Source organism: Williamsia maris (assembly GCF_024171815.1).
Taxonomy (GTDB): domain Bacteria; phylum Actinomycetota; class Actinomycetes; order Mycobacteriales; family Mycobacteriaceae; genus Williamsia_A; species Williamsia_A maris.
Window position 1 is genome coordinate 605,477 of record NZ_JAMTCJ010000004.1, and the last position, 25,674, is coordinate 631,150.

Sequence of the window (25,674 nt, forward strand, 5' to 3'; positions counted from 1 at the left end):
TGCGGCGTCACCGTCACGTGTCGTGGCCCACCGTGGCGGACTTCACCGGGTCGGGACGAGTGCCGCGATCGCCTCGACGTGATGGGTCATCGGGAAGGCGTCGAAGCCCTCGATCTCGACCGGCCGGTACCCGAGTTCCCGGTAGGTGCCGAGGTCGCGGGCGAAGGTGGCTGCGTCGCACCCGACGTGGATGACGAGTTCGGGCTCCGCGTCGCAGATGGCGCCGACGACCCCGCGTCCGGCACCGGAGCGCGGCGGGTCGACGACGACGATGTCGGGCGCGTCGAGGGTGTCGAGGGCGTCGGCGACGGGCGCGCGGACGAGCCGCACCCGGTCGTCATCGGCGAACGTGGCCTCGGCCGCGGTGACCGCGGCCGAGTCGGCCTCGACGACGAGTACCCGGTCGAGACCGTCGAGCTCGTCCACGAGCTGCCCGGCGAACACGCCGACGCCTCCGTAGAGGTCCCACGCCACGCGTGCGCCCGGTGCGTAGGCCTGTGCCATCGACACCACCGTGGCGCCGTAGCGGCCGGGCGCTTCCCGATGGGCCTGCCAGAACGCGGTCACCGGGAGATCCCAGCGTCGGTCGCCGACACGGTGCACGGCCATGGCGCCGCCGGCGATCACCGTCTCCACGCTGCGCGGTCGGGCGGCGCGTGAGCGCTGTGCGCGGCCGCGATCGCCGCTGAAGGACCGGTTGCTGCGTCGGCGTCCCTGCCGGTCACGAGACCGTCGATCGGCCGGCTCGGGTGCTCCCGAGGCGGTGATCTCGGTGAGATGTCGCGCCCCGTCCGCGTCGCGCACGACGACGAGTTCGGAGCCGGCACGATATCGGTGCGCGGTGAGGTCGGTGAGCAGCCCGTCGACGGGTTGCGCGCAGTCGACGCCGACGACGATCGCGTCGGAGGCGTGTACGCGCATCCCGGGGGTGCCGGTGGCGTCGACACCCATCCGGACGCGGGTACGCCACCCGGTGGGTGCCCCGAGCGATCGGACCGGGACCTCGAACTGCCCGGCGTCGAACCCGCCGACACGCTCCAGCAGGTCGCCGACCACGAGGCTCTTCATCGAACGGGCGTGGGTGTCGTCGACGAAGGACAGGTCGCAACACCCCGCCCCGGCCGCCGCGGCCGGACAGAGCGGGTCGATCCGATGGGGTGAGGGGTCGAGGATCTCGATGACCCTGGCGTGACAGAAGGAGGGCTTGCGGGCGTCGGTGACCTCGACGAGCACCCGCTCGTCCGGGAGGGCGTTGCGCACGAACACCGCACGGCCGTCGTGGCGTCCGACCACCACACCGCCGTGGGCCGCGCGCAGGCCGTCGATCTCGAACCGGTCACCGGCGGTGACCGTCGAGTCGGGTCGCTGCTCGCTCATGTGTCGGCCGGACCGGAGGGGCCGTCACCGGGGACCATGCCGCGGCGGGTGTCGCCCGGTGCGTTGTAGACGCGATCGCGGTTCTTGCGACGGTCCGACGAACTCAACTGCCACGGCACCGAGGTCACCATCACGCCCGGCTCGAACAGCAGGCGGCCCTTGAGTCGCAGCGCCGACTGGTTGTGCAGGATCTGCTCCCACCAGTGACCGACGACGTATTCCGGGATGAACACGGTGATGACGTCGCGGGGCGACTCACGTCGCAGCCGCCGCACGTAATCGATGACCGGACGGGTGATCTCGCGATACGGCGAGGCGATCACCTTGAGCGGGATCGAGATGTCGCTGCCCTCCCACTCGGCGACGAGGCGACGGGTGTCACGGTCGTCGACGTTGACCGTGATGGCCTCGAGGTTGTCCGGACGGGTCGCCCGTGCGTAGGCCAGCGCCCGCTTGGTGGGCAGGTGCAGCTTCGACACCAGGACCACCGAATGCGTACGGCTGGGCAGGATCGTCTCGAAGTCGGTGTTGTCGAGCTCGGTCTGCACCGACGCGTAGTGCCGGTGGATGAGCTGCATCAGGATGTAGATGGCGACCATCGTGACGATCGCGATCCACGCACCGGCCAGGAACTTGGTGATGAGCACGATGATGAGCACCGTGCCGGTCATGAGCAGGCCGATCGAGTTGATGACCCGCGACCGCTGCATACGGTTGCGCGCGCTCGGGTCGGTCTCGGTGCGCAGGTGACGTGTCCAGTGCCGGACCATGCCGATCTGGCTGAGGGTGAACGACACGAACACACCGACGATGTAGAGCTGGATCAGTGCGGTGACCTGGGCCCCGAAGGCCGCGACGAACACGATCGCGGCGATGGCGAGGAACAGGATGCCGTTGCTGAACGCCAACCGGTCGCCGCGGGTGTGGAGCTGACGCGGCAGGTAGCGGTCCTGCGCCAACACCGAACCGAGGACCGGGAAACCGTTGAACGCGGTGTTCGCCGCGAGAACGAGGATGAGCGCGGTGACGATGGTGATGAAGTAGAAGCCGGGCGTGAAGTCGCGGAACACCGCGTGTGCGAGCTGCGCCACGAGCGACTTCTGCTGGTAGTCGGCCGGTGCACCGATCAGGTCCTTGGCCGGGTTCTCCACGTACTTCGCGCCGATCTCGCGGGCGAGCACGATGATGCCCATCAGCAGCACGACGGCGATCCCGCCGAGCAGCAGCAACGTGGTGGCCGCGTTGCGCGACTTGGGCTTCTCGAAGGCGGGGACGCCGTTGCTGATCGCCTCGACACCGGTCAGCGCCGCACATCCGGACGAGAAGGCACGCGCGATCAGGAAGACGAACGCGATGCCGACGAGGTGACTGTTCTCGGCCTTCACGCCGAAATCGGCGGTGTCGGAGGAGACGTCGGTGCCCAGGATGAAGATCTGGATGAAGCCCCAGACCAGCATGACGACCATGCCGGCGATGAACGCGTAGGTGGGGATGGCGAACGCGGTGCCCGATTCGCGGATACCGCGCAGGTTGATACTCGTGATCAACACGATGGCCGCGATGCAGAACAGCACGCGGTGCTGCTCGACGAACGGTATCGCCGAACCGATGTTCTCCGCAGCCGAGGAGATCGAGACCGCAACGGTGAGAATGTAATCCACGAGCAGGGCACTGCCCACGGTCAGTCCGGCGCGGGGCCCGAGGTTGACCGTCGCCACCTCGTAGTCGCCGCCGCCCGACGGGTAGGCGTGCACGTTCTGCCGGTAGCTGGCGACCACGACGACCATCACCACCGCGACGGCGAGACCGATCCACGGTGTGTAGGTGTAGGCCGAGAGGCCCGCGACCGAGAGGACCAGGAAGATCTCCTGCGGGGCGTAGGCCACCGAGGACATCGCGTCCGAGGCGAACACCGGCAGCGCGATGCGCTTCGGCAGCAGCGTGTGCCCGAGTTTGTCGCTGCGAAACGGGGTACCCAGAACCATCCGCTTCGTTGCGACGGACACCTTCGACATTCGGGACACGTGGCAACCATAGGGCGTGGTGAGTCCCCGGGCGACGCGGGGCGGTACGGTTCGATGCGCAGGTCGAAGCGCCTACCGAGGAGGCCGCAGGTGCGGGTTGTGATCATGGGGTGTGGCCGGGTCGGTTCGTCGCTGGCCCTCGCCCTCGAGGACAAGGGACATTCGATCGCCGTCGTCGACCGTGACGAGTCGGCGTTCCGTCGTCTCGGCCCCGGTTTCCGGGGTACGACGGTGCGTGGTGTGGGCTTCGACCAGGACATCCTCCGGTCGGCGGGCATCGCCGAGGCCGACGCGTTCGCCGCGGTGTCCTCCGGCGACAACTCCAACATCATCGCCGCGCGCGTGGCCCGCGAGACCTTCGGTGTCGAGAAGGTCGTCGCCCGGATCTACGACGCCAAACGCGCCGCGGTCTACGAACGGCTGGGTATCCCGACCGTCGCCACCGTCCCCTGGACCACACAGCGATTCGTCGCCGCGCTCGGCGAGGGCAGCCCCGCCACCGCGTGGCGCGACCCGTCCGGATCGGTGGTCGTCACGCTGATGGCGTTCCACGAGTCGTGGGTCGGCCAGACGGTCAAGGCATTCCAGGAGGAGACCGGCGCCCGGGTCGCGTTCATCAACCGCCTCGGCAACGCCCTGCTCCCCGAACCCCGCACCGTGCTGCAGCAGGACGACAACGTCTTCGTGGCGGTGCTGCGCGACAACCGGGAGAACGCCGAGTCCATCGCCGGCGCACAGCGGGACGCAGGCGCGTGACCGCGTCCCGACCCCGGGCACAGATGTCCCGGTCCACCCGTCCGTCCATGCGCGGCACCAGCACAACCGAGGGAACACGTCGATGAAGGTCGCCATCGCCGGCGCCGGCGCGGTCGGGCGCTCGATCGCCCGCGAACTGCTCAGCAACTCCCACGAGGTGATGCTCCTCGAACGTCAGCTCGACCACATCGACTCCTCGGCCGTGCCGGGTGCGAGTTGGGTCAACGCCGACGCGTGCGAGCTCGACAACCTCGAACAGGCTCAGTTGCAGACCTACGACGTCATGGTCGCCGCGACCGGTGACGACAAGGCGAACCTCGTCGTCAGCCTGCTGGCCAAGACCGAGTTCGCCGTGGGACGCGTCGTGGCCCGCGTGAACGACCCCCGCAACGAGTGGCTGTTCGACGAGGCATGGGGTGTCGACGTGGCGGTCTCGACCCCGCGCATCCTGGCCTCGCTGGTCGAGGAGGCGGTGTCGGTGGGCGATCTGGTGCGACTGATGACGTTCCGGCAGGGGCAGGCGAACCTGGTCGAGATGACGTTGCCGCCCAACACTGCGTTCGCGGGAAAACCCGTGCGCAAGCTCGATCTACCGCGTGATGCAGCGCTGGTGGCGATCCTGCGGGGCGGACGCGTGATCGTGCCGCAGTCCGACGACCCGGTGGAGGGTGGCGACGAGTTGGTCTTCATCGCACCCGCGGAGGTCGAGGAAGCTCTCCGCGAGGCGATTCTCAATCTCTAGAGGAGATCTCGCCGCTCGGCTCGGAATCGGTGTCGGTGTCGGTGACATCGACGTCGGTGACCTCGGGGTCGAGCACCGACTCCTCGATGCGTTCGGCCCGACGTACCAGTAGCACGGTCGCGAGGGCGGCAAGTGCGGTCAAGGGCCAGCCCATCCCGATACGAGCTGCGGCGAGCAGGCCGGTCTGGTCCGAGTCGTAGAGGAACGACTGGACCAGGTACCGCACCCCGAACAACGCGGCCCAGATCGCGGTGGCGATGTCGTAGGCGATCAGCGTGCGGCGGTGTTTGCGCCACGCGGTTCCGTTGGCGTTCACCACGTTCCAGATCACACCGACCAACGGCCAGCGCACCACGATGGACAGCACGAACACCCCGGCGTACAGCAGGGACGTCCAGATGCCGAACAGGAAGAAGCCCTTGGCATCGCCGGTGCGGTGGGCGATGAACACGCAGATCGCCACGCCGAACAGTCCGGACACAGCAGGCTGGATCGGTTCGCGACGCAGGAGTCGGAACGCGAGGACGGCGATGGCGACCGCGACGGCCGCGACGATGGCCGGGGTGAGGTCGAAGATCGAGTTGACCGTGACGAACACGACGATGGGGACCGTCGAGTAGATGAGGCCGGCGATGCCGCCCATCTGCTCGAGCAGGGTCGGGGCGACCCGTTCCACCTCGGCCGTCACCGTCGGGTCGGACTCGGGATCAGTCGTCACCGAGGAGCTCGTAGTACGGGTTGTAGATCACCTTCGCGCCGTCTTTCTCGCCCAGACGACCGCGCACGGTGAGCTTGCGGCCGGGCTCGATGCCCGGGATGCGGTTACGACCGATCCACTTCAGGTTGACCACGTCGGTGCCGTCGAAGAACTCGGCGACCACGCCGGTCTTGGCTGCCTTGGAACAGGTCTGGACCGAGCGGAGCTCGCCGAGCATGCTGACCTCTTCGCCCCGCGCGCAGTCACATGCGCGTTGGGCTCCGGTCGCCTGCGACTCCTCGGAGATCTTCTCGGCGTCGAGCTGCTCGAGATCCTCGGTGAGCCTCTTCGTGAGGCGTTTGAGGTATCCGGCTGCGGTCATCTCCACCCTTTCGGTGCCTACGGCACTGGGGCTGCGGTGCCCCTCTTGCGCCAGCGTAACCCCCGTCCGCACAACCCACCACCTGCGGGGCAGGATCGCGGTATGACCGACTCCGACGCCGTGTCCGCGGCCACTCTGTCGAGGCCATCTGCGCTGGTCGCGCTGCCGGGGACGGGATCCGACGCCGACTACGCCCGGCGGGCCTTCGCTCCGGCCGCGCAAGCACTGGGGGTCGAGCTGATCGCGGTGGACCCGACGGCCGACGGCATCGAGGCGGGATACCGACGGGCGCTCGACGCCGCGGCCGCACGGCACCGACACCTGCTCGTCGGCGGCGTGTCGATCGGGGCGTGCGTGGCCCTGGACTGGGCCGTGGACGACGACCGGTGTGTCGGTGTGTTCGCGGCGTTGCCGCCCTGGATCGACTCCGCGCGCGACGCCCCGGCCTCGCACAGCGCCCGGGCCACCGCGGCGCTCATCGACCGCCTCGGCCTGGACGGCGCGATCGAGGACATGGTCGCGGGCAGCCCGGCGTGGCTCGGTGCGGAGCTGCGTCGTTCGTGGTCGGCCATCGGGCCGGCGTTGCGGGCACACCTCGGCGAGGCCGCGGAGATGGCCGTCCCGACCCACGAGAGGATCGCCGCGCTGCGGGTCCCGCTGATCATCACCGCCGCCGTCGACGACCCGGTCCACCCGATCGCGGTCGCCCGACGCTGGGCGGAGTGCGCGACCATGTCGGTCCTGCGCTCGGTCACCCTCGAACAGTGGGGCGCCGACGCCGCGATCCTCGGTCGAGAGAGCGTCCAGGGATGGATCGCGATGACCGATGGGGACGATCCGTCGGGGTCTCAGCGCCCCTGACGGCGACGCAGACGCTGCAGAGCCGACCCCGACGAGCGGCGGGCCGGTTCCGGATCGGGCTCGGGTTCCGGTTCGACCTCGGCGACGGGCTCGGGGGCCGGATCGGACTCGGCGATCACCTGGGCGCGGGCGATCTGCTCACGCGCTCCCTCACCCTCGGTCAGTGAGTCGATGACCAGCTCGTCGGACGAGGTCTGCTCCTCGACGTCGGATGCCACCGCGCCGGGCTCGACTCCCTCGGCGATGATGTGTTCCTGGGCCGCGGCCACCTGCTCGGCCAACACCGGCGGCAGGATGACCGGCAGCGCATCGCGGGGCGGGTGCGGATCGGAGCCACGACGCACGACCGACTCGCTCAGCACGGCACGCCCGACCGGGGCCAGGTCGTCGGCGAGTTCGGGTGGACCGCTGCACACGCAGCGCACCATCCACCGCGGGCCGTCGACACCGATGAACCGGTGCACCGCACCGGGGACGGTGGCGACCACCTCGCGGCCCCAGTGCCCGTCCTCGATCGCGGTCTGGGCGCCCTCGGTCTGCAGCGACTCGACGAGTTCGCCCACGACCTCACGCCACATGCCCGGCGACCGCGGCGCGGCGAAGGCTGCGACGCTGATCCGTCCGTGTGGCGTCACGAGATACACCGCCTGCGGCTGGTGGTCGGCGGTCATCTCGACGGTCACCTGTCCGCCCTCGACCACCGGGACGAGAACCGACCCCAGGTCGAGATGCGAGTTGCCGAGGTCGATCTCGGACGCGAGGTCCTCGATGTCGTAGGGACCGCGTCCGGCGCCGATCTCCTCGCCGGGTCCGGTATCCGACCCCGCAGCGGGATCGACGTCGGTGGTGTCCTTGGAACGGGATCCGCGTCGCGCGGCCATATCTCCTCAGCCTTCTTCGTCCGGGGCGGGTCGGTCGGTCGCCGACAGCAGCGCATGTCCGCCGCTGGAACCGTAACCGCCTGCACCCCTGCTGGTCTCGTCGAGTGAGTCCACCTCGACGAATTCCGGTAGCTCGACCCGCTGCACGAGCAGCTGCGCGATCCGGTCGCCACGGGCGATCGAGATCGGTTCGCTCGGGTCGAGGTTGATCAGACACACCTTGATCTCGCCCCGGTAGCCGGCGTCCACTGTGCCCGGCGTGTTCACGATCGACAGGCCCGCACGGGCCGCGAGACCGGAGCGGGGATGGATCAGTCCGACCGTCCCCACGGGGAGCGCTATTGCTATGCCCGTCGGCACCAACACACGTGCGCCGGGCGCGAGGACGGTGTCGATGGCACTGCACAGATCGACGCCGGCATCACCGGGATGGGCGCGCACGGGGACGGGGATCGTGGGATCGAGTCGCCTGAACGCGACCGTCCCCACCTGCACATCGACTGCCACGAACGCAGACTACGCTGGAGCGGTGGCTTCGTTTTCATCGACCGACGCAAGGAATTCCCCGCCGGTCACCGACCGTTTCAGCGAGCGTCTGCGCGTCCCGTGGTGGTGGTGGCTCGCCGGGGCCGTGGTCGTCGCCGTCTTCGGGTACGAGCTGCAACTCTCACTGCACAAGGCGTCGTGGAGCCCCGTCGTCTACGTGATCCTGGCCCTGCTGGGCGCGTGGATGTTGTGGTCGATGGGCCGGGCGCAGATCCGCGTGAGCCCTGACGGCGAACTGTTCGCGCACAAGGCGCGTCTGCCCGCCACGGTGATCACCCGGGCGGCCACCATCCCCGCGACGGCCAAGAGTTCGGCACTGGGACGACAGCTCGATCCGGCCGCGTTCATGATGCACCGAGCCTGGGTGAAGACGATGGTCCTGCTCGTGCTCGACGATCCGGACGATCCGACCCCCTACTGGCTGGTCAGCACGCGCCGGCCCGGTGAGCTCATCGCCGCCCTCGGGATGCCCGACGCCGCGGCCGACGAGGCCTGAGGCCGACCCCGCTCGTCCGGAAACGACGATGCGCCGACCCGCCCGTGGGCGGATCGGCGCATCGCTTGTGTAGTTGTCAGGCGCAGTCGACGCAGATGCGCGAGTTGCCGTTCTCCCGAGCCAGACGGCTGCGGTGGTACACGAGAAAACAACTCGTACAGGTGAACTCGTCGGCCTGCTTGGGCACGACACGCACCGAGAGTTCTTCACCGGAGAGGTCTGCTCCCGGGAGTTCGAACGACTCGGCGGTGTCGGCTTCGTCGACGTCGACCGATGCGGCCTGCGCCTCGCTGCGGCGTGCCTTCAGTTCCTCGAGCGAGTCCTCGCTGAGGTCCTCGGTCTCGGTGCGACGTGGGGCGTCGTAATCAGTTGCCATGGGTTTCCGCCTTAACTTCAATACTTCCGACTAGCGCTGCCGCTCGGACATCTCACTTCGTGTCCGACGGCGCCATCACTGCCGTCGACCCGGTTTCTTCGAGTCGGCCGCTCTGCCCCAACACAACGACGGTTATGGGCAATTTGTTGCCCCAGCGGGGCGGAACTTCAGTGATGTCTGCCACACCCGGCGAAACCGTGTTTCTGAGGCTGGAACCCGGGGAGCGGGCGAAGCGTAGCGCAATGGATTCCCAGGGTCAACAGCGAGTCGCAGGGTGGTGAGGGCCGGTCGACGTTTAGAGTGTGATGCGCTGCCCCGGAAGGTGTCGACACGACGATGTCGGCCACGACGACGTCGCGGGCGCGGCCGACCCTCCGGAAGGATGTCAGACCCGTGGTTTCGCAGATCACCACCGGATTCCCCACCGACGATCACGGGCGGCCGTTCCGACGTCGCCGCTACATACCGTTCGCCATCGCGACGGTCGTGCTGCTCGTCGCGGGCATCGTCATCTGGGCGAGCGCGCTCGCCGACGGCGACTCCTCGTCGGTGAACACGGCCTGCAATCAGCCGCCCGCAGCGTCCACCGACCCCTCGGCGGCCGCGGGCACCCCGACCTCCGCGGCGGCCGCCCCGTCGCTGACGACCGTCCCCGCGGCCGACCTGATCGACGTGGCACCGGGCGCGCTGTCCACCTTCCAGGTCCGCGTGCTCAACGCGTCGGCACAGCGGGGTCAGGCTCGGACCGTGCTCGACGACCTCACGTCGCAGGGGTTCACCCCGGCCACCGACACCCCCTACGCCGACGACACGATCTACGACCAGAACCTCGCCTGCATCGGACAGATCCGGTTCGGGCAGGCCAGTCGCGCCGCGGCCGCCGCCCTCTGGCTGGCCGAGCCGTGCGCCGAACTGATCGACGACGGCCGCAGCGGCGCGGTTGTCGACCTGGTGCTGGGCACCGCGTTCACCAGCAAGGAGCAGTCGCAGGACGCCCAGGCCGCGCTCGAGTCCCTCCGGTCGGCGGACCCGAAGAACCCCAAGACCGGCGCCGATCCGGCCCTGGTCCGCGCGGTGCACAACTCCTCCTGCTGACCGCCGCGTCCCATCCGACGCAGATCACACACGCCGACCCGGATCAGGGCAGGGAGCCCAGCGCGCCGATCCGCTCGAGCAGCGCGGTGAACTCGGTGGCGATCCCGGGGGCGACGGCCATGGTCACCGCACCGTCGGATCCGCGTGTCGCCGGTCCGGGCACGGTCACGACAGCCCCGGCCTCCTCGGCGATCAGGGCGCCGGCGGTCCAGTCCCACGGGTTGAGTCCGTGTTCGAAGTGCGCGTCGACCGAGCCCGACGCGACCATGCACAGATCGAGCGCAGCGGATCCGACGCGCCGCAGGTCGCGGACCTGCGGGAGCAACTCGGCGATGACCGTTCCCTGCGCGCGGCGACGGTCTTCGTCGTAGCCGAAACCGGTCGCCACCAACGCCAGCGCCACCGAGCTCACGTCGGTGCAGCGCAACGGCGTCGGCCCGGACCCGTCGTCGCGGAACGCACCGCCACCCCGCGTCGCCGAGTAGGTGATCCGACGGGCCACGTCGACCACGGCACCGGCGACCGAGACGCCGTCGACCTGCGCGCCCACCGACACCGCGTACGCCGGGATGCCGTAGAGGAAGTTCACCGTGCCGTCGATCGGGTCGACCACCCAGCGGACCCCCTCGGGCACCTCCAGGGTGCCGCCGTCCTCCTCGCCCAGGACGGTGTCGTCGGGCCGCAGGCGGGTCAGCGCCGCACGGATCAGGGTCTCGGTCTCGGTGTCGGCCACGGTGACCGGATCTGTCGGCGTGCTCTTCGTGCTGACCGACGACGACCGCGGCGGGGCCCCCGCATCGTCGAACAACTCGCCCCGGCGGACGCGGGCGTGGTCGGCGGCGGTCTCGGCGATCTCGATGGCGATGGCGGTCAGTTCCGCGGCGGATGTCACCGGACAACCTCAGCACACGATGCATCGCGGTGTCGTCTCCGCCCGGTGGGGTGGTCGGACGGGGTCGGGCCGAATCACCGAGAGCAAGCGGCGCGCCGACGGCATGACTAGCCTTGAGCGCGTACCGGAGTCGGACGATCGCATGGAGGACACACGTCATGTCGCAAGCCGCCAGCCCGGGTGCGGACGCACCCATCACCGACACGCTCGGACGCGCCTTCGGCGTGGACGTCGGCGGATCCGGCATCAAGGGCGGCATCGTCGATCTCGACACCGGTGAACTCATCGGCGACCGGTTCAAGGTGCTCACCCCGCAGCCGTCCACCCCGGCCGCGGTGGCCCAGGGCATCAAGGAGGTCGTCGACCACTTCTCCTGGGACGGCCCCGTCGGGGTCACCCTGCCCAGCGTCGTGTCCGGGGGCGTGGTCAAGACGGCCGCGAACATCGACAAGGGCTGGATCGACAGCGATCCCTACGCGCTGCTGACGGGCGTGCTCGGCGACCGTCCGCTCGCGGTCCTCAACGACGCCGACGCGGCCGGCATGGCCGAGGACGCGTACGGCGCGGGCAAGGACGCCAAGGGCATGGTCATGCTGCTGACGCTCGGGACCGGCATCGGTTCGGCGATCCTGTTCCACGGCAAGCTGCTGCCCAACACCGAACTCGGACACATGGAGGTCGGCGGCAAGGAGGCCGAGCACCAGGCGTCGTCGAAGATCAAAGAGGACAACGACTGGTCCTACGAGAAGTGGGCCGGGCATGTGTCGACGGTGCTCACGGCCTACGAGAACCTCTTCTGGCCCGATCTGTTCATCGCGGGTGGCGGCATCAGCCGCAAGGCACACAAGTGGATCCCACACCTCACCAATCGCACCCCGGTGGTGCCGGCCACGCTCCAGAACACCGCAGGGATCGTCGGCGCCGCGATGGCCGTCAACGCCCGTCTGAAGGTCTGAACCGGTCCCCATCGACGCAGGTCCGGGCCATCGGTCGGGGTCGGTGGGCGTGGTGTGGAGACCGAGCGGCCCGAGAATCGTTACAATGTGTCAGTCGGCACCAGTTACCGGCCCTCAAGTCCCCGCTCCGCCGAGGTGATCGCTCGGTGTGAAGCCACATGTTTGAAGTCTGTGAAAGGTCGTACGTGGCAGCCACCAAAACTCGCCAGGAAACCGAGAGCGAGTCACAGGACGTGACCGCACCGGCGCCGGCGAAGAAGACCTCGGCCCGCAAGGTCGCCGCCAAGAAGGCACCCGCGAAGAAGGCCCCGGCCAAGAAGGCCGCGCGCAAGGCCGTCGCGAAGAAGGCGCCCGCCAAGGCGGCCGACGGTTCGGCCCCTGACGAGGCCAACGCCGACACCATCGACGACATCGACGCACCCGAGGGTGAGATCGATGCCGAAGAGATCGTCGTCGACGACGTCGAGGTCGATGACGACGACGACACCACGACCGCCAAGGTGAAGCCGGCCGCGAAGGCCGACGCCGAGGAGATCGAAGAGCCCACCGAGGAAGACAAGAAGTCCGGCGACTTCGTGTGGGACGAGGACGAGTCCGAGGCGCTGCGGCAGGCCCGTAAGGACGCCGAGCTCACCGCATCGGCCGACTCCGTCCGCGCCTACCTCAAGCAGATCGGCAAGGTCGCCCTGCTCAACGCCGAGGAGGAGGTCGAGCTCGCCAAGCGCATCGAGGCCGGACTCTTCGCCACCGAGCGGATGCGTCGCATCGCCGACGCCGGCGAGAAGCTGACCGTCGCCCAGCGTCGCGACCTGAGCTGGATCTCCCGTGACGGCAACCGCGCCAAGAACCACCTGCTCGAGGCCAACCTGCGCCTCGTCGTGTCGCTGGCCAAGCGCTACACCGGTCGCGGCATGGCGTTCCTGGACCTGATCCAGGAGGGCAACCTCGGCCTGATCCGAGCGGTCGAGAAGTTCGACTACACCAAGGGCTACAAGTTCTCGACGTACGCCACCTGGTGGATCCGTCAGGCCATCACCCGCGCCATGGCCGACCAGGCCCGCACCATCCGCATCCCGGTGCACATGGTCGAGGTCATCAACAAGCTCGGTCGCATTCAGCGCGAACTCCTCCAGGACCTGGGCCGCGAGCCCACCCCCGAGGAGCTCGCCAAGGAGATGGACATCACGCCGGAGAAGGTGCTGGAGATCCAGCAGTACGCCCGTGAGCCCATCTCGCTCGACCAGACCATCGGCGACGAGGGCGACAGCCAGCTCGGTGACTTCATCGAGGACTCCGAGGCCGTCGTGGCCGTCGACGCCGTGTCGTTCACCCTGCTGCAGGATCAGCTGCAGTCGGTGCTCGAGACGCTGTCCGAGCGCGAGGCGGGCGTGGTGCGTCTGCGCTTCGGTCTCACCGACGGTCAGCCGCGCACCCTCGACGAAATCGGCCAGGTCTACGGCGTGACGCGCGAGCGTATCCGCCAGATCGAGTCGAAGACGATGTCGAAGCTGCGCCACCCGTCGCGCTCTCAGGTGTTGCGCGACTACCTCGACTAGTCGCATCCGTACGCACGACGGCGCCGCCCCGGAGATCCTCCGGGGCGGCGCTGTCGTCTGTGGACCGACGGACGCTGCTCACGCCTACGAGCGGACCCTGCTCCCCTGGTCGAACCATGCCCAGGCGGGTCCGGTCGCGAACCAGATCGCGGTGATGATGCCGAGCAGCGGGAAGATGCCGTACAGGTCGTGGGCCTGGTCGGTGTCGGCGACGGTGACGGCCAGACCCAGGACGGCGATCCCGGCGACACCGGCGGCCAGCAGCCATCGTCCGAATCCGACGATCTCGTTCCGCACGGCCTCCGGGCCGCGCTTCGGACGCGGTGTCGGCGCGGGGCCGTCGAAGAACCAGTGCGCACACCGCACGTCGGCCCACCGGATCATCGAGTGCCCGAACGCGACCGTCACCCCGAGGTAGATGCCCGCGATCCGGTGGATCTGTTCCACCGTCGCGCCGGAGTGCAGGTCCAGGGCGACCGCCACGAGGAGCACCAGATCGACGACCGGCACCATGCGCAGGATGATCGTCGACGCGCGGGGCGCGCGGAGGCCGTAGCGCACCGCGAGTCCGGCGAACACGACGACCCAGAAGCCGATCTCACAACCGATGATGACGAGGAGCACGGGGGATTCCATGTCCCTCAGCCTGATACGGATGCCCGGCGTGCACATCGGCCGCGCGCACGAGATCACCGCGCCCCCGTCATCACTTCGGACGATCCGCCCACCGTGTCGCACATGGTGTGATGGGTCGGTCCGGACGGGAAGGAGGCGGCGAGGATGTGGAGTCGGATGGCCGGGCGGCCGCGTCTGCGTGACCTCGTCGTGTGTCTCGCGTTCCTCGCACTCGGCCTCGTCCTCTACGCCGCTGATCTGACCGTCATCGGCGGCAACTCCGGATCACCGTTCGACATGCCGCGCTGGCTCGCGCTGATCACCCTGGCCGCCGCGTGCGCCGTCCAGTCGATGCGGTCCACCGAACCCGGACTGTCGTTCGCCCTGTGTCTCGTCGTCGTCGGGGTCGATGTCGCCCTCGCGCAGTCGATCTCGGTGTGGCTGGTGCTGTCCGATGTCGCCTACGCGGTCGCGCTGTACGCCGGCCGTCGTACCGTCCACGTGATGTACGCGACGGTCGGCGCGATCACCGTCCTCGCGGTCGCATCGGTGCTCGCCGTCGACGGCAGCTGGCGTTCGGTCCTGCTGATCCTGCTGTGGTTGCTGGCGCTGGTCATCTCCCCCATCGGATACGGACGGGCCATCGCCGAGCACCGGTTGGCCGCGCAGAGCGAACGCGAACGATCACTCGCCGTCGCCCAGCTCGCCGCGCGTGATCGCGCCGACGCCGTCGCCGACGAACGCCGCCGGCTGGCCCGCGATCTCCACGACATCGTCGCCGGGCACCTCTCCGGCATCGCGCTGCAGTCGGCCGCGGCCCTGCGGGCCGGGCCCGGCTCACCGATCACCGCCGAGGTACTCGCGTCGGTGCGCAGCAACAGCGTGGAAGCACTGGGTGAGATGCGCACCATGATCGAGGTCCTCGGCGGCGTCGATGCGGAGACCGGGACCGACGGCGAACAGGAACAGAGCCGACGGACGGCATCCCTGCGTCGACTGGACCGTCTCGTGACCACTGCGCGCACCGCGGGGTCACCGGTGACGATCACCGGGTCGGCGCCGCCGGCACTCCCGCCGTCGGTCGACGTCTGCGCCTACCGGATCGTGGCCGAGGCGCTCACGAACGCCGCCAGGCATGCTCCGGCACAGCCGATCTCGGTCTCCCTGGATGCAACCGGCACCGACCTGGCCGTGACGGTGCGCAACCCGCTGACCGGCGGTGATCACCCGGCCGACACCGGGCGGCCGTCACACGGTCTGGTGAACATGGCGCTGCGGGCCGAGTCCGTGGGCGGGCGTTGCTCGGGCGGGCCGCAGGGCGACTGGTGGGTGGTCGATGCCTCGCTCCCCCTGCGATCCGACGGCACACCTGTCGATCACACACCGGGCGTCGACGCCCCGGGGGTATCGCGGTGAGCATCGGCGTGGTGATCGCCGACGATCACGCGGCCATCCGTTCCGGCCTGGCGCTGCTGCTCGGTCAGGTCGACGACATCGAGATCGTCGGTCAGGCCCGTGACGGCGACGAGGCGATCGAGATGGTCCACCGACTGCGCCCCGAGGTGGTGCTCATGGACATCCGGATGCCCGGCACTGACGGCATCGCGGCCACCGCGGCGATCACCCGCGCGGACGCCTCCGCCGTACTCGTCCTCACCTCGTTCGACATCGACGACAACGTCTTCGACGCCCTACGCGCCGGTGCGAGCGGATTCCTGCTCAAGACCGCGGAGACCGAGGACATCATCGACGCCATCCGTGCCGTCGCACGCGGCGACGCGGTGCTCGCGCCCGAGGTGACTCGCCGTGTCATCGCCCGCGCGACCGGACCGACCACCTCCCGTCCGACGACCCCGGACCGGCAGGGCGTCGACCTCGGGGTGCTCACCGAGCGGGAGCGGGGCGTCCTGGACTGCCTCGGTGAGGGGCAGTCCAACGCCGACATCGCCCGCACCCTGTTCATCTCCCCCACCACCGTGAAAACCCACGTGTCGCACATCCTGACCAAACTCGACCTGCAGTCCCGCGTGCAGGCGGCGATCGTCGCGCGCGAGTCCCGTTGACCTCGGACTCAACCCGATCCCGGTGGTGTGTTTGTGATCCAATCGTGCGGTGCTGGGACTACTCCGACCATGCCTGCGTACATCCGATCCCGATGTGATCGAGCTGTGGCGCGCGCACATGTGCGGCGTGTGCCTCACCCTGCGGGACCGGCACGGCCAGTGGGCCAGGGCCACCCTCAACACCGACGCCATCGCGGCGTCGGTGCTCCTCGAGGCGCAACAACCGATCTCTGACTCCCGCGTCAGGGCCGGACGGTGCGCACTGCGCGGAATGCAACCGGCGGAGGTGATCAGCGCGAACTCACTGAGCGTCCGGATCGGGGCGGCTACGTCACTGACTCTCGCTGCGGCCAAGGCAGCCGACGAGGTGGGCGAACACGAACTGAACTCGTCCGGCCACACACGCGCACGGGCCGCGGTGGCTCGGGGGGTCGTCGGACCGCTACGGCGACACGCAGGACGAGACCCGGCCGTCGGGACGGCTCTCGACACCGCAGGGGTCATCGAGCGGATCACCGGACAGGCGGCCATCGAGCAGCGGTCGGTCGATCTCGACGAGATCGTCGCGGAAACCGAGCGTGCGTGTGCCGAGGTGTTCGCGGCCACGGCCGACCTGGCCGGCCGTCCGGACAATCGCGCGCGGCTGGCGACCATCGGTGCGGCGTTCGGGCGATGCGGACATCTCGTCGACGCTGTCGAGGACCGCAGGGCCGATCGTGCCTCAGGTGCCTACAACCTCATCGACGCCACCGGGGTGTCGATCGAGGAGGTGCACACCGAGTGCCGTCGACTCCATCGCGTCATCTCCGACGAGATCGGTCGGCTCGAACTCCGCGACGACCGCCTGGTACGCGCGATGCTGGTGCGCGGCCTCGGGCATTCCATCTCCGACGCCTTCGCCCCTGCAGCGCCGTCCGCGACCGGCGCGAGCCGAGCGGGCAGCGGACCCCGCGCGCTCCTCGCCGTCGGAGCGGCGCTGTGTGCGGTCGGTCCCGGCCCGTCTGCGGCCGACGGGTCCGAGGAGGGATGGTGCGCGAGGGTCGGAAAAGATTGCGGCGGCGACTGCTGCGGTGACTGTTGTTGCGACGGCTGCGACTGTTGTGATTGTGGCGACTGTTGCGATTGCAGCTGAGTTGTCGAGATCAGTCGAAGGTCGTACGAGGCGCGAAGGTGCCGTCCGACCCGGGGAGATAGTCATGCACGCGCGACACCGCGGTGACCGGCAACGGGCCGTAGAGGTGCGGGAACTGGATCCCGTCGGGGTGCGGCGGATCGCCGTCCTCCCAGACGATGTCGGCGGGCACACGCGCCGGGTCTATCTCCAGCAGGACCAGATCGGTGCGGTAGGCGAAGATCGCGTTGGCGGGGATGTGCACCTGCTCGAGCGCCGAGAGATGGATGAACCCCACCTCATCCAGCGACTCGGGTGCGAGCCGCCCGTACGCGTGCGCACGGACCCAGTCGGGCTTGGCGCACAGGTGCACGAGCGGCGTCGACGGGTGCGCCCGCGACGCGGACGACTCGGAGGAGGGAGATCGAGTGGAATCGGTCATCGCTCTCCACGGTGCCACATCAGCCCGGCACCGCGGGCTCCGAACCCACCTCGTCGGCACGGTCGGTACCCGCGGACAGGGTGATCGCGACGATGACCAGCGCGATACCGACGAGTTCGGTGATCGTGGGGACCTGCGCGAGCACGACCGCCCCGACGAGAACCGCGGTGGCGGGTAGCAGCGCCAGCATGAGGGCGAATCGCCCGCGTCCGATCCGGGTGAGCACCACCTGGTCGAGGACGTAGGGGATGACACTGGACAGCACCCCCACCGCCGCGACCGCCGCGACCACACCGACCGACAACCCGATCGAGCCTGTGATCTCACTCACGCCGAGTACCACCGGCGCGGTGAGCAGGCCCGCGACCGCAAGGCCTACGCCGAGATCCTCCACCCCGGTTCGCCAGCGTCGGCGTCCACCGAGTTCGGTCGCCGTCGCACCCGAGACTCGCGCCCCGAGGACGATGTACCCGGCCCACAGAACCCCTGCGAGGACCGCGAACGACACCCCGAACACCGAACCGCTCGGTGACGCCCCGCTGGCCAGGACGACACCGAGCACCACCGCGACGATGGCCGCGACGCCGCGTGGCCCGCGGGTCGAGACGGCGGCGACGGCGGTCGGACCGATGAACTCGATGGCCACCGCCACGCCCAGATCGATGTCGGAAATGGCCAGGTAGAACGCGACGTTCATCCCGGTCGTGACCAGACCGAACATCGTCGCGCGCAGCAGACGTCGTGGGTCGCGCACCACCCAGATCGGCCGGGTGATCGCGACGAGCACGATCCCGCCGGTGACGGTGCGCAACCACGCGATCACCGCCGGGTCGGTGTGGTCGAACAGCGGCACCGCGATGCCGGCACCGAGGTACTGGCACACCGCGCTGACGACGAACAGGACCCAGACGAACCGCACCGGATCGCCCGACGGCCGCCGACCGAGGCGCGACGTGAGCACACTCACCGCCCGCTCCGACCACGTGTTACGGGTGCATGACGAGACGACTCCCCGGGCGCGGGAACAATACGGGGACGCGAATCGTCTGAGAGAGTGAGAGAAGCCCACCATTCCTGGTGGGTCAGCTCGCGAAGGGAAGCGTTCGCGCTCGCCCGGGACGGAGGAACCATGTCAGATGTCATCACCACCACCTCGATCTCCATGCCCCTCACCGCTGCCGACCGTTGTGACCGTTGCGGGGCAGCAGCACGCGTACGCGCCAACCTTCCCGCGGGAGGCGAACTGCTGTTCTGCCGCCACCACTACAACGAGCACGAGGCGCGCCTGGCGGACCTCGGTGCCACAGTGACCCGTTCCGAAGAAGAACTGGTCTGACCTCATAGCCACTGACCTCCGGTGTCCCCCACGGGTGCCGGAGGTCAGTGCTATCCGGACCCGGTTCGCCGCGCCCGACTCGACGTCGGCGACTCGGGCGACGTGGCGTCACTTCCACTGACGAAGTGCGCTGATGCGTTCCTTGAGCTGATCGACGGTGGCCATCGCCGTCGGCGGCCCACCGAGCCGCGACCGCAGTTCGTTGTGCACCAGACCGTGGGGTTTGCCGGTCCGGTGATGGTGCATGGCGACCAGTCCGTTGAGTTCCCGACGAAGCGCCGCCAGCTGCGGACCCGTGCCCACATCGGGTCGCGGCGTGGGTGGGACCGGTTCCGCCGATCGTGCCGCGACCTGCTCGGTCTGACGTTTGCGCAGCAGATCCCGGACCTGATCGGCGTCGAGCAGTCCGGGCAGCCCCAGATAGTCCGATTCCTCGTCGCTGCCCGCGAACGTCGCGGTACCGAACGAGGATCCGTCGTAGATGACCTGATCGAGCTCGGCGTCGGCGTGCAACGAGATGAACGCGGGCTCGTCGTCACCGGGCTCGTCGGCGACCTTGTTCGCCTCGGCGAGCAGCTGGTCGTCGAACCCCTCCTCCTCGCGGTGCGGTTTGCCCAGCACGTGATCACGTTGGGCCTCGAGTTCGCTGGCCAGCCGCAGCAGCACCGGCACCGACGGCAGGAACACGCTGGCCGTCTCCCCCGCCCGCCGCGACCGCACGAACCGTCCGATGGCCTGCGCGAAGTACAGGGGGGTCGAGGCGGACGTGGCGTAGACGCCCACGGCCAGCCGCGGCACGTCGACGCCCTCGGAGACCATGCGGACCGCGACCATCCAGCGGTCGTCGGACGCACCGAACTCGTCGATCCGTGACGACGAGCTCGGATCGTCGGACAACACCAGCGTCACCGGCGACCCCGAGATCTCCTCGAGCAGTTCGGCGTAGTCGCGGGCGGTCTTCTGATCGGTGGCGATGACCAGTCCGCCGGCGTCGGGCACGCCACCCGCACGGAGCTGACCGAGACGGGTGTTGGCCGCGGTGAGCACGGCGGGGATCCAGTCGCCGTGCGGATCGAGCGCGGTACGCCAGGCGCGGGCGGTGTGCTCGGCCGACAACGGTTCGCCGAGACGGGCGGAGAACTCCTCCCCCGCGTTCGTCCGCCAGCTGGCCTGACCCGAGTAGGCCAGGAAGACCACCGGGCGCACCACACCGTCGGCGAGGGCGTCGGCGTAGCCGTAGCTGTGGTCGGGCTTCGAGCGCAGCGCGCCGTCGCCGTCGGGCTCGTAGGTGACGAACGGGATCTGCGAGTCGTCGGACCGGAACGGTGTCCCGGTGAGCGCGACCCGACGCGTCGCGTCGGAGAACGCCTCGGCGATGCCGTCGCCCCAGCTCTTGGCGTCGCCGCCGTGGTGGATCTCGTCCATGATCACAAGCGTCTTGCGGTTCTCGGTGCGCACGCGGTGCCGGAACGGATGGGCGGCGACCTGGGCGTAGGTGACCACGACACCGTCGTAGTCGGCGCTGGTGGCGCCCGCGGAGTTGCTGAACCGGGCGTCGAGCGCGATGCCGACGCGGGACGCGGCCTGAGCCCACTGGTACTTGAGGTGCTCGGTGGGTGCGACCACCGTGATCTGTTCGACGGTGCGGTCGCGGATGAGCTCACTGGCGATCCGCAGACCGAACGTGGTCTTGCCTGCGCCGGGCGTCGCGACGGCGAGGAAGTCCCGTGGCGCGGTGGCCAGGTACTTCGTCAGAGCGCGGCGCTGCCATGTCCGGAGCGACGCGGACGCGTCCGGAACCATAACCTCGGAAATCGACAACTCCTCGACGTACTGCGGCTTGTGACAGGCGTGAAACGGCCGCTTCGACGGCACGCGGGTCGTGCATGATCGTACCCCGCCGGGGGGACGTCCCACCGACACGCGAACGGCCCGGGTCGCCCATCCGTGGACCCGATCGGGGATGCTGATGACATCGATGCCACCGGTGATGTTGACGAGACGGGTCCTGGGCGCTCCGCGTCCCGGAGCGGCCCGCCCGTCCTGCGCAGCCTGCCGCGAGTGTTCTGGCGCACCATCGTCAAGGCCTGGGATGACTCGATTTTCGGCATGTCGGCGCAGGCCGCCTTCTGGCAGACGCTGTCCCTGCCACCCCTGCTGCTGGGTCTGCTCGGCAGTCTGGGCTACGTCGGTGGATGGTTCGGGCCCGACACCCTCGAGACGATCCGCAGCGGCATCGTCGAATTCGCGGGCGGGGTGTTCAGCGACAACGTCGTCGACGAGATCATCACGCCGACCGTCAACGATGTCCTGGCGCGGGGGCGCGGTGAGCTGATCTCACTGGGATTTGTCCTGTCGCTGTGGTCGGGGTCCTCGGCGATGTCGAGTTTCGTCGACTCGATCAACAAGGCCCACGACCAGCACGACGTGCGAAACGCGGTGTGGCAGCGGGTGTTCGCGCTGAACCTCTACATCGTGTTCCTGGTCGTGTCGATCTTCATGCTGCCGTTGGTCGCGCTGGGCCCGACCTACATCAACGACATCATCCCGGACTCGTGGCATCCGGTCAGCACGAACCTGATCGACTTCGGTTACTACCCCGCCGTCGGCGTACTGCTGATCGTCGCGCTGACCACGCTCTACCGGATCTCGCTGCCCAAGCCGCTGCCGTGGCACCGACTCGTCGCGGGCGCGGTGCTGGCCGCGGTGGTGTTCTGGTGCGCCAGCGCGGCGCTCCGCGTCTATCTCGGCACGATTACCAAGACCGGCTACTCCTACGGTGCGCTCGCGACACCCATCGCGTTCCTGCTGTTCACGTTCTTCCTGGGATTCGCCATCGTGATCGGTGCCCAGTTCAACGCCGCCATCCAGGCCACCTGGCCCTCCCTGGCGCCCACCCACGTCGAGCAGGTCAAGGACTGGGTCTCCCAGCAGACCACCGACCTCACCGATCAGTTGAAGTCGATGCCCAAACGGATGCAGACCGGACCCATCCGCAAGCAGACGCGCCCGCCGCAGTGACCGGCGGACGCACTCACTGGTCTTTCTTCATCTTCTCGTAGATCTTCTTGCACTTGGGGCACACCGGCGATCCGGGTTTCGGCGACCGGGTCACCGGGAAGACCTCGCCGCAGAGCGCCACCACGTGACTGCCCATGACCGCGCTCTCGGCGATCTTGTGCTTCTTGACGTAGTGGAAGAATTTCGGTGTTTCGTCGTCGGTCGTCTCATCGGTGTCGACGTCGGGGCGCTCGATCGTCTGGGTGTCCATGGCAGTCATTGTGCCCGATGTCTCAGGGTCTCAACACGTTCATCTGAGCTGCACCGATGCATTACTGAACAGAAAGTGCAACAGTGGAGGACGTGGCACATGAAGAGGCACGTGAAGCGATTCTCATCACCCAGGCACAGGTGTCCCAGGACGCCCAGCACAAGGCCCGGGTGCGGCGATATCTGACGCTCATGGCCTTCCGCGTACCAGCCCTCGTCATCGCCGGCATCGTCTACGGCGCCACCGGCTCGGGACTGCTCGCGCTGGCCGTGATCGCCCTGTCGATCCCGATCCCGTGGGTGGCGGTCCTGATCGCCAACGACCGCCCGCCGCGCGAGAAGGGCGAGATCCCCCGGTACAAGTGGTCCGGCGACGCCAACCCTCCCGCGGTCGAGCCGACCCACTTCCGCCAGCTCAAAGGTCACGACAGCTGATCTCGTCGCCGCACGTGGCACCCTGATCCCCCATGACCTCACCGCCGATCACCCCGGTCGATGACCTGCACACCATCACCCCCGGTCTCCGGCAGGCGTTCGAAGCGCACCGCTACGACGCGGACGGGGTGCTCGACCTCCTCGGGGTCGACGCCCACGCCGCGCTCGGACGGGCCGAGCCGGTGCCCGTGCGGCGGGCATGCCGCGACGCCGGTGAGCTCGGCACCCTGATCCGGCTGCTGCTCCTGAACGACTCGTGCCCGCGGGCCGAGGTGGCCGCGGCGCTCGGATCGGTTGACATCGACGCGGCCGTCGCGGTGGGAATGCTGCACGCCGACGGGGACGACGTCCGCGCGGCAATCGACGTGCGTCCACTCGACTCCGGACACGGCACCCGATGGCTGTTCTCCGACCTCGACGGCGCCATGCGACCGACCACGATCACCCCTGATCACGTCCTCGGGGTCGGGCAGGCGTCGCTGTCGCTGCTGCGGGCCACGGTCGCACCCGCCGGACGGGTCCTCGACCTGGGAACCGGCTGCGGCGTGCAGGCGGTCCACGCGTTGTCGTCGGCAGACCAAGTCACCGCCACCGACATCACCGCGCGATCGCTGGCGATGACCCGCGCGGGTCTGGCCATCAACGACATCGCCCCCGACCGGTACGACCTGCGGTCCGGTCCGTGGTTCTCCCCGGCCGGATCGCAGCGGTTCGATCGGATCGTGGCGAACCCGCCGTTCGTGGTGGGACCACCGACCGTGACCCACAGTTATCGGGACTCCGGACTCGACCTCGACGGCGCCAGCGAACTGGTCGTGTCCGGCGCGGCCGATCACCTCGCCGACGGCGGGACCGCCTGCATGCTCGCCTCCTGGGTCATCACCGGCGACGACTGGCGCGACCGGGTCGCGTCGTGGATCCCCGACCACGGTGTCGACGCGTGGGTCGTGCAGCGTGATGTCGCCGATCCTGCGCTCTACGTCGGGACCTGGCTGCGTGACGCCGGATACGACCCCCGCTCCGGCCCGGGAGCGGCGCTCGCCGACGACTGGCTGGCGCACTTCGAGCGATCCGGGGTCGAGGGCATCGGTTTCGGTTTCGTGTTCCTGCGCTCCACGGGCGAGCCCACCGATCTGCTGGCCGAGGAATTGAGCCACGCGCTCGACGATCCACTGGGCCCGGAGGCATCGGAGTACCTCGACCGTGTCGCCTGGCTGCGGACGGCCGACCTGGAGGCGTCACGGTTCCGTGCCGCCGACGGTGTTGCGCTGGAGCAGATCTCGACCCTGTCCGCCGGCTCGGCCGCCGACGGTCTCGGCTGGGGCGAGGTCGTCGCCCGGCTGCATCGCGCCGACGGACCACGCTGGACCCATGAGATCGACTCGTGGGGCCGGTCGCTGGTCGCCGGCCTGCGTGCCGACGGTCTGCCCCTCGGGGATGTGACAGCGCTGTTGGCCGCCGCGACCGGCGAGGAACCCGAGCCCGGCGCGATCGAAGGGTTCGTCGCGGCGCTGGTGCGCCACGGACTGCTCCTCCCGGCCCGCTGACGCGGACGTCGCAACCGTCTCCACGGGTGTGACGGGCATCTCACTGGTTCCCGATATCGGGATGTCTCACGAGTTCTCAGCATCTTCTCAGACCACCGAACGCATCTGCCCAGGTCAGCCGGGGTTCGGCGGGAACGGGCGGGGGAACTATTCGCGGACGGCGAACCGTTGGACCCTATGAAGACACACGCTCGCGAGGAGGCCGATATGACCATCACCACCGCCACCACGACAAGGCCCGCAGACACCGTGCGGCCGCAGATGACCGATGCGGATCTCGATGCCCAGAGCCCGGCTGCAGACCTTGTCCGGGTGTACCTCAACGGGATCGGTCGAACCGCTCTCCTCAACGCCGAGCAGGAGGTCGAACTCGCGAAGGCGATCGAGGTCGGCCTCTACGCCAAGCACGTGTTGGCCACCAAGAAGCGGTTGTCACCGACGAAGAAGCGCGATCTCGCGCAGCTCATCCGCGAGGGTGAGTCGGCGCGGTCGCATCTGCTGGAGGCCAACCTCCGTCTCGTCGTGTCCCTGGCCAAGCGCTACACCGGTCGCGGCATGCCGTTGCTCGACCTCATCCAGGAAGGCAACCTCGGTCTGATCCGCGCGATGGAGAAGTTCGACTACGCCAAGGGCTTCAAGTTCTCGACGTACGCCACCTGGTGGATCCGTCAGGCGATCACCCGCGGCATGGCCGATCAGAGCCGGACCATCCGGCTCCCCGTCCATCTCGTGGAGCAGGTCAACAAGCTCGCCCGCATCAAGCGTGAGCTGCACCAGCAGCTCGGCCGTGAGGCGACCGACGACGAGCTCGCCGCCGAGTCGGGCATCCCGGCGGAGAAGATCGCCGATCTGCTCGACCACAGCCGCGACCCGGTGAGCCTGGACATGCCGGTGGGCAGCGACGAGGAGGCGCCCCTGGGCGACTTCATCGAGGACGCCGAGGCCACCTCGGCCGAGAGTGCCGTCATCGCCGGTCTGCTCCACACCGACGTCCGCAGCGTGCTCTCGACCCTCGACGAGCGTGAGCAGCAGGTCATCCGCCTGCGTTTCGGCCTCGACGACGGTCAGCCGCGCACCCTCGACCAGATCGGCCGGCTCTTCGGGTTGTCTCGCGAGCGGGTCCGTCAGATCGAGCGTGAGGTGATGGCGAAGCTGCGTCAGGGTGACCGCGCCGAGCGGTTGCGCGCCTACGCCAGCTGAGTCCCGTACCGACACGAC

At 69.0% G+C, this 25,674-nt stretch carries 28 protein-coding genes; 15 read left to right on the plus strand and 13 right to left on the minus strand.

Translation table 11 applies throughout. The annotated features are described in order from the left end of the window. Positions 1–42: 42 nt before the first annotated feature. A complete protein-coding gene (locus tag LX13_RS21490) occupies positions 43–1,377 on the minus strand; it encodes a class I SAM-dependent RNA methyltransferase (protein WP_253663338.1) in 1,335 nt (444 codons plus the stop codon). Continuing rightward, positions 1,374–3,401: an APC family permease gene (locus tag LX13_RS21495; RefSeq protein ID WP_253663339.1), complete on the minus strand. Its 2,028-nt coding sequence runs from the start codon at positions 3,399–3,401 to the stop codon at positions 1,374–1,376. Before LX13_RS21495 ends, LX13_RS21490 begins: the two co-directional genes overlap by 4 nt. A gap of 90 nt (positions 3,402–3,491) precedes the next feature. Here LX13_RS21495 and LX13_RS21500 point away from each other — a divergent pair, with 90 nt between their 5' ends. Together LX13_RS21500 and LX13_RS21505 are read left to right on the plus strand one after the other, a co-directional pair. Continuing rightward, positions 3,492–4,157, plus strand: coding sequence for a potassium channel family protein (locus LX13_RS21500; protein ID WP_253663340.1), 666 nt, complete (start codon positions 3,492–3,494; stop codon positions 4,155–4,157). 82 nt (positions 4,158–4,239) lie between these two features. Beyond that, entirely contained in the window at positions 4,240–4,899 is a 660-nt protein-coding gene (locus LX13_RS21505; protein WP_253663341.1) for a potassium channel family protein, read from the plus strand. Here the strand turns inward: LX13_RS21505 and LX13_RS21510 are convergent. Next, on the minus strand, positions 4,889–5,542 hold the full coding sequence (locus LX13_RS21510) for a DUF3159 domain-containing protein (RefSeq protein ID WP_253663644.1): 654 nt from the start codon (positions 5,540–5,542) through the stop codon (positions 4,889–4,891). The two genes, LX13_RS21505 and LX13_RS21510, sit on opposite strands and share 11 nt — an antisense overlap. 64 nt (positions 5,543–5,606) lie before the next feature. Beyond that, on the minus strand, positions 5,607–5,978 hold the full coding sequence (locus LX13_RS21515) for an OB-fold nucleic acid binding domain-containing protein (RefSeq protein ID WP_188492396.1): 372 nt from the start codon (positions 5,976–5,978) through the stop codon (positions 5,607–5,609). A 102-nt stretch (positions 5,979–6,080) separates the two neighbouring features. Here LX13_RS21515 and LX13_RS21520 point away from each other — a divergent pair, with 102 nt between their 5' ends. Next, positions 6,081–6,839: an alpha/beta hydrolase gene (locus tag LX13_RS21520; protein ID WP_253663342.1), complete on the plus strand. Its 759-nt coding sequence runs from the start codon at positions 6,081–6,083 to the stop codon at positions 6,837–6,839. On the opposite strand, the gene LX13_RS21525 is transcribed toward LX13_RS21520, so the two are convergent. Beyond that, positions 6,827–7,720 (minus strand): DUF3710 domain-containing protein, encoded by an 894-nt coding sequence (locus tag LX13_RS21525; protein WP_253663343.1) that lies wholly within the window; start codon positions 7,718–7,720, stop codon positions 6,827–6,829. The genes LX13_RS21520 and LX13_RS21525 overlap by 13 nt on opposite strands. Before the next feature lie 6 nt (positions 7,721–7,726). Further along, positions 7,727–8,227, minus strand: a complete 501-nt coding sequence (dut, locus tag LX13_RS21530; RefSeq protein WP_253663344.1) for a dUTP diphosphatase — start codon at positions 8,225–8,227, stop codon at positions 7,727–7,729. Between the two features lie 22 nt (positions 8,228–8,249). Here dut and LX13_RS21535 point away from each other — a divergent pair, with 22 nt between their 5' ends. After that, positions 8,250–8,762 carry a DUF3093 domain-containing protein gene (locus LX13_RS21535; RefSeq protein WP_253663345.1) on the plus strand — a complete coding sequence of 171 codons (513 nt, stop codon included), beginning with the start codon at positions 8,250–8,252 and terminating at the stop codon, positions 8,760–8,762. A 76-nt stretch (positions 8,763–8,838) separates the two neighbouring features. Here the strand turns inward: LX13_RS21535 and LX13_RS21540 are convergent, their stop codons facing one another. Beyond that, positions 8,839–9,138 (minus strand): DUF4193 domain-containing protein, encoded by a 300-nt coding sequence (locus LX13_RS21540; protein WP_188492388.1) that lies wholly within the window; start codon positions 9,136–9,138, stop codon positions 8,839–8,841. Positions 9,139–9,531: 393 nt separating this feature from the next. On the opposite strand from LX13_RS21540, the gene cei reads away from it, so the two are divergent. After that, positions 9,532–10,233 (plus strand): envelope integrity protein Cei, encoded by a 702-nt coding sequence (gene cei / locus LX13_RS21545; protein WP_253663346.1) that lies wholly within the window; start codon positions 9,532–9,534, stop codon positions 10,231–10,233. A gap of 43 nt (positions 10,234–10,276) precedes the next feature. Here cei and LX13_RS21550 read toward each other — a convergent pair whose 3' ends face one another. Further along, positions 10,277–11,125 (minus strand): inositol monophosphatase family protein, encoded by an 849-nt coding sequence (locus LX13_RS21550; protein ID WP_253663347.1) that lies wholly within the window; start codon positions 11,123–11,125, stop codon positions 10,277–10,279. A 158-nt stretch (positions 11,126–11,283) separates the two neighbouring features. Here LX13_RS21550 and ppgK point away from each other — a divergent pair, with 158 nt between their 5' ends. Then, positions 11,284–12,081: a polyphosphate--glucose phosphotransferase gene (ppgK, locus tag LX13_RS21555; protein ID WP_301301536.1), complete on the plus strand. Its 798-nt coding sequence runs from the start codon at positions 11,284–11,286 to the stop codon at positions 12,079–12,081. A 185-nt stretch (positions 12,082–12,266) separates the two neighbouring features. Next, positions 12,267–13,637 carry an RNA polymerase sigma factor gene (locus tag LX13_RS21560; protein WP_308214778.1) on the plus strand — a complete coding sequence of 457 codons (1,371 nt, stop codon included), beginning with the start codon at positions 12,267–12,269 and terminating at the stop codon, positions 13,635–13,637. 84 nt (positions 13,638–13,721) lie between these two features. Here the strand turns inward: LX13_RS21560 and LX13_RS21565 are convergent, their stop codons facing one another. Further along, the gene (locus tag LX13_RS21565; RefSeq protein WP_253663349.1) at positions 13,722–14,273 is read right to left on the minus strand and encodes a hypothetical protein; all 552 of its coding nucleotides are present in this window, start codon (positions 14,271–14,273) and stop codon (positions 13,722–13,724) included. 156 nt (positions 14,274–14,429) lie between these two features. On the opposite strand from LX13_RS21565, the gene LX13_RS21570 reads away from it, so the two are divergent. The 3 genes from LX13_RS21570 (at position 14,430) to LX13_RS21580 (ending at position 17,447) form a co-directional block, all read left to right on the plus strand. Continuing rightward, positions 14,430–15,668 (plus strand): sensor histidine kinase, encoded by a 1,239-nt coding sequence (locus LX13_RS21570; protein ID WP_253663350.1) that lies wholly within the window; start codon positions 14,430–14,432, stop codon positions 15,666–15,668. Then, positions 15,665–16,315 (plus strand): response regulator, encoded by a 651-nt coding sequence (locus LX13_RS21575; RefSeq protein ID WP_253663351.1) that lies wholly within the window; start codon positions 15,665–15,667, stop codon positions 16,313–16,315. The genes LX13_RS21570 and LX13_RS21575 overlap by 4 nt, the downstream gene beginning before the upstream one ends. Positions 16,316–16,409: 94 nt before the next feature. Continuing rightward, on the plus strand, positions 16,410–17,447 hold the full coding sequence (locus tag LX13_RS21580; RefSeq protein ID WP_253663352.1) for a DUF5685 family protein: 1,038 nt from the start codon (positions 16,410–16,412) through the stop codon (positions 17,445–17,447). 10 nt (positions 17,448–17,457) lie between these two features. Here LX13_RS21580 and LX13_RS21585 read toward each other — a convergent pair whose 3' ends face one another. Continuing rightward, the gene (locus LX13_RS21585; RefSeq protein ID WP_253663353.1) at positions 17,458–17,868 is read right to left on the minus strand and encodes a DUF952 domain-containing protein; all 411 of its coding nucleotides are present in this window, start codon (positions 17,866–17,868) and stop codon (positions 17,458–17,460) included. Between the two features lie 19 nt (positions 17,869–17,887). Continuing rightward, entirely contained in the window at positions 17,888–18,835 is a 948-nt protein-coding gene (locus LX13_RS21590) for an EamA family transporter (protein ID WP_253663354.1), read from the minus strand. A 162-nt stretch (positions 18,836–18,997) separates the two neighbouring features. Here LX13_RS21590 and LX13_RS21595 point away from each other — a divergent pair, with 162 nt between their 5' ends. Then, positions 18,998–19,204, plus strand: a complete 207-nt coding sequence (locus tag LX13_RS21595) for a DUF7455 domain-containing protein (protein ID WP_188492358.1) — start codon at positions 18,998–19,000, stop codon at positions 19,202–19,204. 108 nt (positions 19,205–19,312) lie between these two features. Here the strand turns inward: LX13_RS21595 and LX13_RS21600 are convergent, their stop codons facing one another. Continuing rightward, positions 19,313–21,007: a DEAD/DEAH box helicase gene (locus tag LX13_RS21600; RefSeq protein ID WP_253663355.1), complete on the minus strand. Its 1,695-nt coding sequence runs from the start codon at positions 21,005–21,007 to the stop codon at positions 19,313–19,315. A 258-nt stretch (positions 21,008–21,265) separates the two neighbouring features. Here LX13_RS21600 and LX13_RS21605 point away from each other — a divergent pair, with 258 nt between their 5' ends. Next, a complete protein-coding gene (locus LX13_RS21605) occupies positions 21,266–22,225 on the plus strand; it encodes a YihY/virulence factor BrkB family protein (RefSeq protein WP_372499989.1) in 960 nt (319 codons plus the stop codon). 13 nt (positions 22,226–22,238) lie between these two features. Here LX13_RS21605 and LX13_RS21610 read toward each other — a convergent pair whose 3' ends face one another. Then, positions 22,239–22,475 (minus strand): DUF3039 domain-containing protein, encoded by a 237-nt coding sequence (locus tag LX13_RS21610; protein ID WP_253663356.1) that lies wholly within the window; start codon positions 22,473–22,475, stop codon positions 22,239–22,241. Between the two features lie 83 nt (positions 22,476–22,558). On the opposite strand from LX13_RS21610, the gene LX13_RS21615 reads away from it, so the two are divergent. The 3 genes from LX13_RS21615 to LX13_RS21625 all read left to right on the plus strand — a co-directional run bounded on the left by LX13_RS21615 (position 22,559) and on the right by LX13_RS21625 (position 25,656). After that, positions 22,559–22,909: a DUF3099 domain-containing protein gene (locus tag LX13_RS21615; RefSeq protein ID WP_253663357.1), complete on the plus strand. Its 351-nt coding sequence runs from the start codon at positions 22,559–22,561 to the stop codon at positions 22,907–22,909. Positions 22,910–22,941: 32 nt separating this feature from the next. Beyond that, the gene (locus LX13_RS21620) at positions 22,942–24,456 is read left to right on the plus strand and encodes a DUF7782 domain-containing protein (RefSeq protein WP_253663358.1); all 1,515 of its coding nucleotides are present in this window, start codon (positions 22,942–22,944) and stop codon (positions 24,454–24,456) included. Positions 24,457–24,663: 207 nt separating this feature from the next. Then, positions 24,664–25,656 carry a sigma-70 family RNA polymerase sigma factor gene (locus tag LX13_RS21625; RefSeq protein ID WP_188492346.1) on the plus strand — a complete coding sequence of 331 codons (993 nt, stop codon included), beginning with the start codon at positions 24,664–24,666 and terminating at the stop codon, positions 25,654–25,656. The last annotated feature ends 18 nt before the right edge of the window (positions 25,657–25,674 follow it).

Bases quoted from the DNA above. Each gene is read 5' to 3' on its own strand.
- LX13_RS21600 (WP_253663355.1), bottom strand. From the start codon at position 21,007: ATGGTTCCGGACGCGTCCGCGTCGCTCCGGACATGGCAGCGCCGCGCT.
- LX13_RS21525 (WP_253663343.1), bottom strand. From the start codon at position 7,720: ATGGCCGCGCGACGCGGATCCCGTTCCAAGGACACCACCGACGTCGAT.
- LX13_RS21515 (WP_188492396.1), bottom strand. From the start codon at position 5,978: ATGACCGCAGCCGGATACCTCAAACGCCTCACGAAGAGGCTCACCGAG.
- LX13_RS21610 (WP_253663356.1), bottom strand. From the start codon at position 22,475: ATGGACACCCAGACGATCGAGCGCCCCGACGTCGACACCGATGAGACG.
- LX13_RS21540 (WP_188492388.1), bottom strand. From the start codon at position 9,138: ATGGCAACTGATTACGACGCCCCACGTCGCACCGAGACCGAGGACCTC.
- LX13_RS21585 (WP_253663353.1), bottom strand. From the start codon at position 17,868: ATGACCGATTCCACTCGATCTCCCTCCTCCGAGTCGTCCGCGTCGCGG.
- ppgK (WP_301301536.1), top strand. From the start codon at position 11,284: ATGTCGCAAGCCGCCAGCCCGGGTGCGGACGCACCCATCACCGACACG.
- LX13_RS21490 (WP_253663338.1), bottom strand. From the start codon at position 1,377: ATGAGCGAGCAGCGACCCGACTCGACGGTCACCGCCGGTGACCGGTTC.
- LX13_RS21565 (WP_253663349.1), bottom strand. From the start codon at position 14,273: ATGGAATCCCCCGTGCTCCTCGTCATCATCGGTTGTGAGATCGGCTTC.
- LX13_RS21620 (WP_253663358.1), top strand. From the start codon at position 22,942: ATGACCTCACCGCCGATCACCCCGGTCGATGACCTGCACACCATCACC.
- LX13_RS21570 (WP_253663350.1), top strand. From the start codon at position 14,430: ATGGCCGGGCGGCCGCGTCTGCGTGACCTCGTCGTGTGTCTCGCGTTC.
- LX13_RS21625 (WP_188492346.1), top strand. From the start codon at position 24,664: ATGACCATCACCACCGCCACCACGACAAGGCCCGCAGACACCGTGCGG.
- LX13_RS21505 (WP_253663341.1), top strand. From the start codon at position 4,240: ATGAAGGTCGCCATCGCCGGCGCCGGCGCGGTCGGGCGCTCGATCGCC.
- LX13_RS21510 (WP_253663644.1), bottom strand. From the start codon at position 5,542: ATGGGCGGCATCGCCGGCCTCATCTACTCGACGGTCCCCATCGTCGTG.
- LX13_RS21520 (WP_253663342.1), top strand. From the start codon at position 6,081: ATGACCGACTCCGACGCCGTGTCCGCGGCCACTCTGTCGAGGCCATCT.
- LX13_RS21595 (WP_188492358.1), top strand. From the start codon at position 18,998: ATGTCAGATGTCATCACCACCACCTCGATCTCCATGCCCCTCACCGCT.